The organism is Mycobacteroides franklinii, from assembly GCF_002013895.1.
Lineage (GTDB): Bacteria > Actinomycetota > Actinomycetes > Mycobacteriales > Mycobacteriaceae > Mycobacterium > Mycobacterium franklinii.
On record NZ_MAFQ01000020.1, the window covers coordinates 48,350 to 59,688 of the forward strand.

The 11,339-nt window shown below is 61.8% G+C and carries 10 protein-coding genes; 6 read left to right on the forward strand and 4 right to left on the reverse strand.

Annotated features, from left to right (window positions below; genetic code table 11):
* Positions 1-1,287 precede the first annotated feature (1,287 nt).
* Together B4393_RS25305 and B4393_RS25310 are read left to right on the forward strand one after the other, a co-directional pair.
* Positions 1,288-1,599 carry a hypothetical protein gene (locus B4393_RS25305; protein WP_078336467.1) on the forward strand — a complete coding sequence of 104 codons (312 nt, stop codon included), beginning with the start codon at positions 1,288-1,290 and terminating at the stop codon, positions 1,597-1,599.
* A 118-nt stretch (positions 1,600-1,717) separates the two neighbouring features.
* The gene (locus B4393_RS25310; RefSeq protein WP_133052606.1) at positions 1,718-2,152 is read left to right on the forward strand and encodes a hypothetical protein; all 435 of its coding nucleotides are present in this window, start codon (positions 1,718-1,720) and stop codon (positions 2,150-2,152) included.
* Between the two features lie 117 nt (positions 2,153-2,269).
* Here the strand turns inward: B4393_RS25310 and B4393_RS25315 are convergent, their stop codons facing one another.
* From B4393_RS25315 to B4393_RS25330, 4 genes are all read right to left on the reverse strand, one after another.
* The gene (locus B4393_RS25315; RefSeq protein WP_078336469.1) at positions 2,270-3,616 is read right to left on the reverse strand and encodes an HNH endonuclease signature motif containing protein; all 1,347 of its coding nucleotides are present in this window, start codon (positions 3,614-3,616) and stop codon (positions 2,270-2,272) included.
* Positions 3,617-3,880: 264 nt separating this feature from the next.
* Positions 3,881-5,464: a fatty-acid--CoA ligase FadD1 gene (fadD1, locus tag B4393_RS25320; RefSeq protein ID WP_078336470.1), complete on the reverse strand. Its 1,584-nt coding sequence runs from the start codon at positions 5,462-5,464 to the stop codon at positions 3,881-3,883.
* Positions 5,457-6,371 carry an alpha/beta hydrolase gene (locus tag B4393_RS25325; protein WP_078336471.1) on the reverse strand — a complete coding sequence of 305 codons (915 nt, stop codon included), beginning with the start codon at positions 6,369-6,371 and terminating at the stop codon, positions 5,457-5,459. The genes fadD1 and B4393_RS25325 overlap by 8 nt, the downstream gene beginning before the upstream one ends.
* Complete coding sequence (locus tag B4393_RS25330) at positions 6,368-7,690, reverse strand: flavin-containing monooxygenase (RefSeq protein ID WP_078336473.1); 1,323 nt, start codon at positions 7,688-7,690, stop codon at positions 6,368-6,370. The genes B4393_RS25325 and B4393_RS25330 overlap by 4 nt, the downstream gene beginning before the upstream one ends.
* 118 nt (positions 7,691-7,808) lie before the next feature.
* Between B4393_RS25330 and B4393_RS25335 the strand changes: the two genes are divergently transcribed.
* From B4393_RS25335 to B4393_RS25350, 4 genes are read left to right on the forward strand one after another with little or no spacing between them, the layout of a single operon-like run.
* Positions 7,809-8,438 (forward strand): TetR/AcrR family transcriptional regulator, encoded by a 630-nt coding sequence (locus B4393_RS25335; RefSeq protein ID WP_078336474.1) that lies wholly within the window; start codon positions 7,809-7,811, stop codon positions 8,436-8,438.
* Positions 8,439-8,460: 22 nt separating this feature from the next.
* Positions 8,461-10,257: an N-acyl-D-amino-acid deacylase family protein gene (locus B4393_RS25340; RefSeq protein ID WP_078336475.1), complete on the forward strand. Its 1,797-nt coding sequence runs from the start codon at positions 8,461-8,463 to the stop codon at positions 10,255-10,257.
* A gap of 50 nt (positions 10,258-10,307) precedes the next feature.
* Positions 10,308-10,634, forward strand: a complete 327-nt coding sequence (locus B4393_RS25345) for an ArsR/SmtB family transcription factor (protein ID WP_078281333.1) — start codon at positions 10,308-10,310, stop codon at positions 10,632-10,634.
* Entirely contained in the window at positions 10,634-11,302 is a 669-nt protein-coding gene (locus B4393_RS25350; RefSeq protein ID WP_078336504.1) for a cation transporter, read from the forward strand. Before B4393_RS25345 ends, B4393_RS25350 begins: the two co-directional genes overlap by 1 nt.
* Positions 11,303-11,339 lie beyond the last annotated feature (37 nt).

Genomic DNA, 11,339 nt, shown 5'->3' on the forward strand with positions numbered 1-11,339 from the left:
AGACGTTCATCTCTGAGCATTCCGCAGCGAATGATTCGACAGCCAGGGCTCGCGATCGTGACGAGTTCGCTGATGGTTTGGTGGCCCACCGTGATGTCTATTTCAAGTTGGCCGGGTTGTTTCGGGGGATGGCTAATCGGATGACTGACCCGCGGGTGCGGTCATTGGCGGATAATGTCAGTAGTGCTGCTAGTGACTATGGGGATGCGGTCAATGTGCGGCTTGCCTCCGATCTGGAGAAGCCGGCATCCGCGTCGATCCACAACCAGCTTCAATCGGGGTTTGACCGTCTCGAATCGACGTGGGCAGCTCTGGACGGCGCCTGTCGATAGTGGATTCGATCTACGCTGTCTCATGACTGTCCAGGGCAGGCTTCATCGATAGCCCGACTGGAAACCTCTGTCTCAGCGAGGATTTTCTCCTTTCGCTCATCCCATTCCGGGGATGAAGGCTGCGAAAGATCCTGAGACAGGCGGTCATTAAGCAGATCTGCGCGTGCCTGCTCGGCAGCGCTGTATCGAAGCAGTTTGGCCCGCAGGCTGGCATCTGAGGTACGGGAGCCGGTGCTCGCCATTAGATCTGACAACTGCTGGACACGGTCCCGGGCGGCACGGATTGCTTCCGCGAAAGCCGGTGTCCCACGTTGTTGGGCAGCTGCCAAGAGAGCATTGTCGTGTCGCATACGCTCGGTAAGTTCAGTTATCTGTGGAAGAGACCTGTAAACTGCGGCGCAGGCACTGTTCGGAATGGGATCTGCTAGGGCTGTTGGACAAAATCCAAGACTGGCTATGACGATAGCGGTGGTTGCCAGGCTGCGCATGCCTATTACACGACCTTTCATACTCGTTGTAGCGAAGTCTAGCGAAGTTGCCTGCATCGCTTATCTAGGGGTTCGCAGATATCAGCAGGCAGTTGATGTGACGTATCCGCACGGACCTGCCGTGCCTCGGGCTGGCACAACACGGGCGCCTGCGCATGACGACATCTGATTTAGCGGATGCAGTCACTTGGCAACCTAAAGAGGGGAGGCAGGCGAGTGGGTTCAGATGTCGCTGCAGGGCTCATATATTGCCAGTAACCTTTTGGATAAGCACTATTCCTCGATAGAGTGGGTAGCTGGACAAGCTCTTGAAGGGCGGATAGGCTACCCCCAGCAATCTCTATTTGGGCGCTTGATGGGGGGTGACGATGCGTAGTGCACGTGTAGTGATAGCGGTGGCCTTATGCGCGCTGCTGTTACATGTTGGGGTAGCGCCCGCCACAGCGGATCCTGGCCGCTGTGATGCGGTGATCGCGGCAAAGGGCCGGATGGAACAGGCGGCAGCCAACGACCACGCGGGAAACGACTCCGACGCCGTTGTAAAGCGGTTCCGCGGTCGCGCGGCCATCATCGCCCAGGCCGCGCGAGAAACCACGGACCCGGAGATCAAAGTAGAGGCCCAGAACACAGCTGACACCATCAATCGAGCAGCGGACTACTTCGCCGCCCGACAGTTCGACGATTTGCAGGTGTTGATCGAGAACTGCGAAGGCGCCTGCCATGTCATGAGTGAAACCGTCACCTCTGTGGCCAATCTGTACGGAGATTGCGACGCCTGAGCGCTGCGGCAGATTCCAGCATCGGGGCATGTTGTCTCACAAATACATTCACTGACGATAGGCTAGATCGTTGCCCCACAAGCCGTGCTCAAGCGCCTGGGCCAAAGCTGTTGCTGCAGTGGGAATGCTCGCGCTGGTCGGCGGTCTCAGCCCGGGTGTGGCTTGCGCGGACCCGGGACCTGTCGGCCCGACTGATTATGCAAACACGACGGGCGGACATAAGCAGTTCTACACGTCTACAAACATCAACTGCGTGCTGAATGACGACAGTATCGTCTGCATCCTCGACCCCAGCAATGGTCCCGGCGCAGATATGAACATCGCCATGGTGTCCCCAGAAGGATCGTGGACCACATGGTCGGCAACACAAGCTCGAATCTTCGGGCCACCAGATCGACCATTTGATGCCAGCAAGTACGGCCGACCACTGAAAGCCGGGAATGCGATCGCAGCGGGTGGCGGGCAGTGCTCCCTGTCGCAGGCTTCGGTACTCGAATGCCGCAGAGGCGAAAGCGGTTTCGTCATCGACTCGGCAGGCATACGCGTCTACTGACGGTGCCCGCCAGGTCGGCGGTACCAGAGCCCGATGCGCCCGCTCCGGTGTTCAGGGTGCTGAGGTGATCTTGCCGGCCCCGGATGCTGGAAGACACCTGAGGTCGCTGAGTCCTGCCTAGAACGGCGGTGGATTGGCCTTGGCGTAGGCGGCCCGTGCGCTTTGGCGTTGTAATCGTTCGTGTCGATTGAGGTCTCGTTCGGTGCGTCGGCGTTGTTGGCGGTCTTGGCTTCTGGTGCGTGCCCGGGTGAGATTGGCGAACAGCAGCCCGCCTGCGGGCGTGGTGACATAGGTGTGGCCGGTGGGTGCTTTCCAGATGATGGTGCCGTCGGGCTCCTGGATCTCATGCCATCCGCAGAAGGTCTTCAGTAGATGATGCTTGCGGCACAGCGCTTTCAGATTGCCCGCGGTGGTATGGCCGCCGTCGGCGTAGGGGATGCTGTGGTCGAGGTCGGCGGTGTCGGCGGGTTGTGAACAGCCAGGGAAGCGGCACAACTGATCACGGCAGCGCACATAGGTGTCCAGGGCGCGGGTGGGGCGGTAGCCCTCGGTGTCCTCAGGATTGAGGGTGCGGATCCGGGTGCCGGGTTGCGCGGCGATGTGGCGGGCCTGGACGCTGTTGATCACCCCGAATCCGGATACCTGTGCGGGCTCCTGATTTTCGGCATCGTCGAGAGTGTCGTGGTTGGTCACTAGATGCACGATCACTGGGGTATCGGCGGCTCCGCGTCCGGTGCAGTCGGGATCGGCACAGGTGCAACGCATCTGGTTCAGGCCCTGAGTCAGGGCACCGATGGCATCGGCGCGCCGCTGGGTGGTGGTGCGCGGGTCGGCGGCACACACGGTATCCACTAGCTGGTTGAGGCGTTTATCCAGGGCGACGGCGTGTGGGGTCTGCAGCACTCCCCAGATTTCGGCCAGCGGATCGCCGGTATCCAGCGGCCGGATTTCGATGTGCCGGTCATCGGTGGCGGTTTTGGTGCGGCGCACCGCGTCAGGGTCGTGGCGATATACCAAAGCATCCAAGGCGGCCGTGAGGCGTTTGATCGACCAGCGTTCCCAGCGGGGCATCGCTTCGACGATCGCCGCGTCCACGGCGGCGACCACAGCGTCATCGTCGAGTAATTCAGTGCGTCCGATGATCAATGCGACGGTCCGAAAATCGATGTCGCCGGCGGCGAATCGCCGTGCTACGGCCCGTAACCGGTGTCGCAGCACATAGGCGTAGCGCATCTGATGGGAGGCCAGCGCATGCGTGATGCCCTGGGAAGCGGCCACCTGTGCGGCGACCTCATCCCAACGATCCACCGCGAACCGATCACGCGGATCCTGTCGCTCAGGGTCGGCGTGACGATCCACCAACACCCCGATCGCCGAGAGTCGACGCGAAGCCGCCTGAGCCTCGGCACGCTGGGAAGAGCTGATCACATCGATCAGCTCACCATCACCCAATAAGTCGAACATATGTTCGATACTATCGTGGTAAGTGCAGGCGTGCAAGGATTCCGCAAACAACTTTGGTCACTCTGGCAACAGCATGATCCGCCGGACCGGCGACCGGTCGACGTGACGATGGGTACAACGAGACGTGCAGCAGCACAGGCAAATAGCAGTGCGACACCGTCATGATCGGAATGGGGATGCCGCCGATTCGGGTGGCGTCGCGGACGTGTGAGCGTACCGATCCGACGAATCCAGAGTGTCAATTACGCGCCCCGGGGCGGCTTTCTAATAGCTGGTCGAATCTAAAGAGAAATATTCCGCACCGCGCTCTTCGCGGCGCCATAATTCGTCAACTCCGACATCCAGACCATCGGAAATCAGCGCGCGTTTGAGGACCTTGTTGGTCGCGGTTGCGGGCAGGCTCTGCGCTACGCGGATATACCGCGGCCAGCTAATGCTCGGCAAGTCCCGCTGTGCTGAAAGAAATTCGGTCAGATCTAGATGTGTCATCGGAGCCCGTAGGACCAGGGCGGCCATCAGCTCGTCACCGCTGTGCCCATCGCGGACTGCGTAGACCGCCGCCTGGCTCACCGCGGGGTGCCGCTGCAGGATCCGCTCGATGGGTGCCGCGGCAAGGTTTTCACCATTGATCCGCATCCAATCTGCCGTACGCCCGGCAAGGTAGATCCAGCCGTCGGCGTCCCGGTAGGCCAGGTCGCCGGACCAGTACATGCCGTGACGCATGCGTTCCCCGGTGGCGTCCTCGTCGTTGTAGTACCCGGAAAAGAACCCTGCTCCTTGGGTATTCACCAGTTCGCCAACCGCGTCGTCGGCGTTGGCCAGCATGCCGTCAGCAGAGAACCGGGCTACGGCGCACTCGCTCAGCGTGCCGGGGTCGTAGATCGCCACACCGGGGAACCCCTTGCCGATGGATCCGCTCGGCGTTCCCTCCTCCCGGGTAATGATGACCGCGTTCTCGGTCGAACCGAAGCCGTCGTACACCGTGACATCGAATCGTCGTGCGAATTCGGCGATATCGTGGTCGGAGGCCTCGTTCCCGAACGCCACCCGGAGCGGGTTGCACGTGTCGTCCGCCCGTTCCTCGGTCGCCAGCACATAGGCCAACGGCTTGCCCACGTAGTTCATGTAGGTGGCGCCTACCTCCCGGATGTCGGACAGGAAGCGCGACGCGGAGAATTTCGCCGGGGCCAGTGCGGCTCCCGCTGCGACGGCAACACCCCATCCCGCCAAAACGGCATTCGAATGGAACAGCGGCATCGAGACATAACAGACGTCGATGGGGGATAGGGCGAACCTGGCCACTAACGATTGGGCTGCGACGAGTACCGTCGCGTGCGTCACCAGAACGGCTTTCGGGTCCCCGCTGGTACCTGAGGTGAAGATCATCATGAAGGGATCGAGGGGTTGGGGGGTGCGGTACGGCCGCAGCTCCCCGGCGGTACTGGTCTGTGTATGCCAATCCGTACCGTCCACGGCGATCACGGTCACGTCGGGCAGCTCCAAGGCGTCCAGCAGAGGACGATGCTCGTTGTCCACCAACAGGATCTGCACGTCGGCCTTGTGGATATCGCGTGCCAATCCTTCACCGCGCCGGGTGTTGTTGATGGCACACAGGATGTATCCCCCCTGCGCGGCCGCTGTCATCGCCGAGGCCATCGCGGGCGTATTGCCCAGCAGGGTTCCGACGTGTAGCGGTCGATCCGGATCGGCGATCCGGATCAGAGCCGCCGCCTGACAAGCGGCCTCGGACAGATGCTCACGCCAGGTCCACTTCTGGCCCCGGTAGACCAGTGCGACGCCGTCGTCGGTGGCACGGGCAAGGACCAGCTGCTGAATGGTTTCAGCCATGGACTGCTTCGGTCAGCGATGCTGCCCTGACACCCAGATGCCTCGTCAAAAAGCTTATTTGATGAGACACGACGGAGTCGAAGTATTCTTGGCCTTGGTACACGCCGAAGTGGTCGCAAGGGTAGTGACGCACCTCGGCACGTGCCTTGAAGGCGGCCTTGGCTGCGGCGTGTGGCGGCGCGGCGCGATCGAAGTCGGCAATCTGCACCAGGGTGGGGCAGTTGATTCGGTAGGCATGCCGGGTAGGGCGATAGGACGCGAGCTGAGTGCCCACCGTCGCATCGATCTCATTGCGCCATGAGGGGCCAGCGATCGCCAAATGTGCCTCGTAGTACCCGTCCGATGTCAACGCGGCAAGCTCGCCAGGACGCCCGACGATCGGGATCGTGCGCTGCTCGCGGCCCACCCGGCTGCAGATCCCGGTCACCGCAGAGCGCAGCAGGGAACTGGCGCTGTGCTCGCTGATCGCGGACCGTGCCGCGGCGACGCCGTCGACCAGTGGTGTCACCGCGACGACGGCGGCCACATCATTGCGCGAACCCGCCACTGCCAGCACATGTCCGCCGGCCAGGGATACACCCCACAGGACGATTCGCGTGGGGTCGATACCGGGAAGCCGGGCGGCGATGTTTATCGCGGCGTGGTAGTCACCGATTTGGTGGCTGAATGAAACGTGTTGCCGGGGAAAGCCGTCGGAGGAGCCGAAGCCGCGATAATCGAATGCTAGTGCGTGCATGCCTGCCTCGGCCAGGCGCTCGGCGAATGGCGCCAGTCCTGAGTCCTTGGTGCCGCCCACTCCGTGCGCCATCACCACGACGGGGGCCGACTCCTCAGCTGAATCCGCACGGTATAGCCAGGCATCGCAATCGATTCCATGGCTGTTGAATCGGATGTTCTGTCGGTTCATGCCGCACCTCTCGCCCGCGCGTAACCGCGGGGGATCTCTTGAGTTCTCATGTCGTGCTCGTAGAGGAAGTAGTCCAGCTGTTGGGTGTGTCGTGGGCGATCCAACATGTGCCCGGTGTACTTGCGGTGTTCCGCCTCGATGACCTGATGCATCTTGTCGACCGGCGGCAGCCGGTACTTGCCTGCCGCGAAGGCACCCACTAGGCGGGCCTGGCATTCTACGAACGGGAACAACGATGGAACTGCCTGTGCCAGACCGACGAAGATCAGGTCATCAAGGCCTGGTTTGAACATCCGCTTGTACAGGTCTATGCGATTGTCGGGGGCGCTGACGAACTCCGGATCGAAGAACGGGAAGGTGATGTTGTATCCGGTCGCGAAGATGATCACGTCGAAGTCCGCGGATGTGCCGTCCTGGAAATGTACGGTGTCACCGTCGAGACGGCTGATGTCGGGTTTGGGAACGATGTCACCCGAACCCAGGCGTAGTGGGAGTTCAACGGACTGGGTGAAGTGCGCCTCCCCGAACTTGTGGTTCGGCATCGGGAGTCCCAGTTGATCGGGGCGGCCGGACATGAGCGGCTGCATCATCTGGAAAATCTTGCGCTGCCAGGACATCGGGAGGTGTGGGCTGGTGCGAAAGTACTTGTCGGCGGGCTGTCCGGCAACGTATTTGGGCACAATCCAGGCCCCGGATCGGGTGGATAGGGTCACGGTGTTTCCGGTGGCCCGCGAAGACAGCTCGACCGCGATGTCTGCCGCGCTATTACCCAGCCCAACCACAAGGATTCGTTTGTCCATGAGATCCAGCGGAGTGCGCGGGTCGATGTAGTGATGCGAATGCAGAATGGTGCCGGCGAAGGTGCCGGGGAAGTCGGGGTATCGCGGGTCCCAATGATGTCCATTGGCCACGACGAGAAGATCGAACAGCCGTCGCTCGCCCGCCTGTGTCAGCAGCTCCCAGCCGCCGTTCGGTAGTCGCTCGGCGTGGACGACACCATTCTGGAATTCGATGTTGCTCTTCAGGTCAAAGGCACTCGCGTAGTCCTCGAGGTACTGCTTGATGAGCGTGTGATGCGGAAAGTGGGGGTAGCTGTTGGGCATGGGGAAGTCTCGGAACGAGAGCTGATGCCGCGAGGTATCGATATGCAGGGAACGGTAGGCGCTGCTATGCCCGTTCGGATTGCCGAATGCCCAGTTTCCGCCTATCCGGTCCGAGGTCTCGAAGCAGGTGTGCGGAATTCCATAGTCGGACAGCATTTTTGCGGATGTGAGTCCGCTGATACCGGCGCCGATGATTGCGGTATTGGGTCGGGTCATGGCACTCCTTGGCGTGCGGCCGCGACGATGCGGTCGCCTGTGAACAGTTCTGAAGATCTGTGCATTCGGAGTGTACACAGATCTTGAAATGTGTCCACACCTTGTTTAGATTGAGGGCATGACCGCGGTGTTCGACGAAGGCGCAGTGCCCGATCCCGATAGTGACTCAGTGGCTGCACGGCTGTTGGATGCCACCGAGAAACTATTGGCCGACAAGGGTATTCGCGCAACGACTATGACCGACGTGGCTGAGGGGGCGGGCGTTTCCCGATCCTGGTTGTATCGCCACTTCCCGGACAAGCAGACCCTGGTGGGTGCGACGATCATCCGGCTGATCGAGGTCAGCTGGGCCCAGTCGGCGGCCGAGCTCGCGGCTATCGAGGGATTCGAAGAGCAGCTGGTGTCCGGTGTGAAGATCGGCCGGCGCGCCTACGACGATCCAGGCACCCTGTTGATGCGCATGCGGGTGCGTGAGCCCGAGGAATTCATGGCCTGCGCGGGCACGGGCGTCCAGGGGCTGGTTCCCGACCTGGCCGGGTTCTGGCGGCCGTATGTCGAGGCGGCTCGCGTCGCAGGGGAGATCCACGCGCGCACGGACATCGAGGAAGCCAGCGAGTGGATCGCGCGCGTGATGATCAGCCTGGGCAGCGTCCCCGGGAACTGCATCGACCCGGATGATCCGGCGTCTTTGCGTCGGCACTTCCGGCGCTATGTCCTTCCGGCGCTTCGCATTGCGCCCGTGAAATAGCAGCACGACAAGGAGAATCAATATGGTTTCCGGCAATGATGCCCAGTTCGACACCGTGGTACGAGATGGGCGATGGTTCGATGGGACGGGCGCCCCATCCGCCGTCCGGAACATCGGTATCAAAGACGGCCACATCTCCGTGATCTCGGCGGAATGCCTTGACGAGACAGACTGTCCGAACGTCATCGATGCCAGCGGAAAATGGGTGCTGCCGGGACTTGTGGATATCCACACACATTACGACGTCGAGGTGTTGGCGGCACCGGCGTTGTCGGAGTCGGTACGTCACGGGGTGACGACCGTTCTGCTCGGTTCCTGTTCCCTCTCGGTCATACATGTCAACGGCATCGATGCGGGGGATATCTTCGGCAGGGTAGAGGCGATACCCCGGGACCATGTGATCGACGCCGTAGATCGGAACAAGACGTGGAGCAACGCAGGTGAATACATCGCCGCGCTGGAGTCACTACCCCTGGGGCCCAATATCGCCACCTTCCTGGGGCATTCGGATATGCGGGCCGCCGTGATGGGGCTGGATCGCGCGACCCGTAAGGACGAGCGGCCCACGCCCGGTGAACAAGCACAGATGGATCGCTGGCTTACCGAGGCCCTGGATGCGGGATTCGTCGGTATGTCATCTCAGCAGCTGCTGTTCGACAAGCTTGACGGGGAGATCTGTCGATCCCGGACGCTGCCCTCCACCTACGCCAAACCCTGCGAGCTGCGGAAGCTGAAAGCCCAGTTACGGCAACGGAACCGGGCCTTACAGTCAGGGCCAGACATTGAAAACCCGTTGAACGTGCTGTCGCAAGCCGTCCAATCATTGGGCATCGTGCGTAAGCGGTTGTCAACATCGCTACTGTCGGCCGCCGACATCAAGGCCAATCCGTATGCGATCCGGGCGATGGGCCCGCTTGCCCGCATTATCAACAAGCTGGGTGGCAACTTCCGCTGGCAACATCTGCCGGTGCCGTTCCAGGTCTACGCCGACGGCATCGACCTGGTGATCTTCGAGGAGTTCGGCGCGGGTGCTGCTGCGCTGCACCTGCGCAATGAAGTTGAGCGCAATGAGCTGCTGCGCGACGAGAAGTACCGGCGCAGGTTTCGCAAGGAGTATGAGAGCAAGTTCGGTGTACGGGTTTGGCACAGAGACTTTTTCGATGCCGAGATTGTTGAGTGCCCGGACCAGTCGGTGGTCGGCAAGTCCTTCGGGCAGGTCGGTCTGGACCGTGGTGGCCTGCACCCAGTGGACGCCTTCCTGGATCTGGTGCTCGAACACGGCACGGCAATCCGTTGGCGTACCACCATTTCCAACCACAGGCCAGAGGTACTCAAGCAACTGGCGCAAGATCCCGGGATTCAGATCGGTTTCTCCGATGCCGGCGCCCATCTGCGCAACATGGCCTTCTACAACTTCGGACTTCGGCTCCTGCGCCACGTGCGTGAGGCGCAACAAGCCGGACAACCCTTCATGACCATCGAACAGGCAGTGCACCGCCTTACCGGAGAGCTCGCGGACTGGTACCAGATCGATGCCGGGCATCTCCGAATCGGTGATCGGGCAGATCTTTTCGTTGTCGACCCGGAGAAGCTCGACGGAACGCTGACCGAGTACGCGGAACATTCGGTTGCCGCCTACGGAGGACTGTCGCGAATGGTCAACCGGAACGATGCGACAGTCAGCACCGTCTTGATCGGTGGCCGAGCGGTCGTGATTGATGGGCAGCCCACCGGCATCCTGGGCAAGCAGCGAACCGGGAGCTTCCTGCGGGCGGGGGAGACGGCGCGCGCTGTGTCTCATGGCGAGGTACCCGCCTAGGCATAGTACAGCTGGAACTGAATACAGAATTTGCTGTACTATATGGATCTATGGAAACGCTGGTTCATCGCGATGCCCTGACGCGGTTCGGCTGCGCACTGTCGGACCCGACCCGTGTGGCGATCTTGTTGAGTCTGCGATCACGGCCGGGGTACCCCTCCGAGCTCGCCGACGAGCTTGCGGTGTCTCGCCAGATCACCTCGAATCACCTCGCCTGTCTTCGCGGTTGCGGCTTGGTGGTAGCCGTTCCGGAGGGGCGGCGGACGCGCTACGAGCTGGCCGACGAGCGGATTGGCCGGGCCTTGGATGATTTGGTCGGCTTGGTGCTGATGGTGGATCCGTCGTGCTGCCCGGTGAGCGATGAGGGGTGCTGCTGATGGTGCTCGCGCCAGAGCGGCGAGAGGTGCTCAGCCGCAGGGTTCGTTTGTTTGTCGCGGCGACCATCACCTACAACGTGGTCGAGGCCGTCGTTGCCCTCAGTGAGGGTGCCCGCGTCTCGTCGACGGCGCTCATCGGCTTCGGCCTGGATTCAGTTATCGAGGTGTCTTCGGCTGCGGCGGTGGCGTGGCAATTCAGCGCAAGGGATCCGGAGGCCAGGGAGAAGACAGCGCTTCGGGTGATCGCGTTCTCGTTTTTTGCCTTGGCCGCGTACGTCACGGTCGAGTCGATCCGCTCCCTTGCCGGTTTTGGTGAGGCCAGGCATTCAACCATCGGAATCATCCTGGCGGCGGTGAGTCTCGCGATCATGCCGGCACTGTCCTGGGCGCAGCGGCGAGCGGGCCGGGAGTTGGGATCGGCCTCGGCTGTGGCCGACTCCAAGCAGACGCTGCTGTGCACGTATCTGTCGGCGGTGCTGCTGGTGGGCCTGCTGGTCAACACTCTGTTCGGGTGGTCCTGGGCGGACCCGATCGCGGCCTTGGTCATCGCGGTTATTGCGGTACGCGAAGGCGTGAACGCCTGGAAGGGTGAATCATGCTGTGCGCCAGTGCTTGGCGTGGAATCCGTGGAGGCCGGCGACGACCAGTGCGGCTGCTGCGAGCGCTAGACGCCACCGTGGTCTATTATCTACGTATCAATGCAGA

What these genes read in the sequence shown, in the direction of transcription:
- B4393_RS25315 (WP_078336469.1), bottom strand. Translation starts at nt 3,616, where the DNA reads ATGTTCGACTTATTGGGTGATGGTGAGCTGATCGATGTGATCAGCTCT.
- fadD1 (WP_078336470.1), bottom strand. Translation starts at nt 5,464, where the DNA reads ATGGCTGAAACCATTCAGCAGCTGGTCCTTGCCCGTGCCACCGACGAC.
- B4393_RS25325 (WP_078336471.1), bottom strand. Translation starts at nt 6,371, where the DNA reads ATGAACCGACAGAACATCCGATTCAACAGCCATGGAATCGATTGCGAT.
- B4393_RS25330 (WP_078336473.1), bottom strand. Translation starts at nt 7,690, where the DNA reads ATGACCCGACCCAATACCGCAATCATCGGCGCCGGTATCAGCGGACTC.
- B4393_RS25335 (WP_078336474.1), top strand. Translation starts at nt 7,809, where the DNA reads ATGACCGCGGTGTTCGACGAAGGCGCAGTGCCCGATCCCGATAGTGAC.
- B4393_RS25340 (WP_078336475.1), top strand. Translation starts at nt 8,461, where the DNA reads ATGGTTTCCGGCAATGATGCCCAGTTCGACACCGTGGTACGAGATGGG.
- B4393_RS25345 (WP_078281333.1), top strand. Translation starts at nt 10,308, where the DNA reads ATGGAAACGCTGGTTCATCGCGATGCCCTGACGCGGTTCGGCTGCGCA.
- B4393_RS25350 (WP_078336504.1), top strand. Translation starts at nt 10,634, where the DNA reads ATGGTGCTCGCGCCAGAGCGGCGAGAGGTGCTCAGCCGCAGGGTTCGT.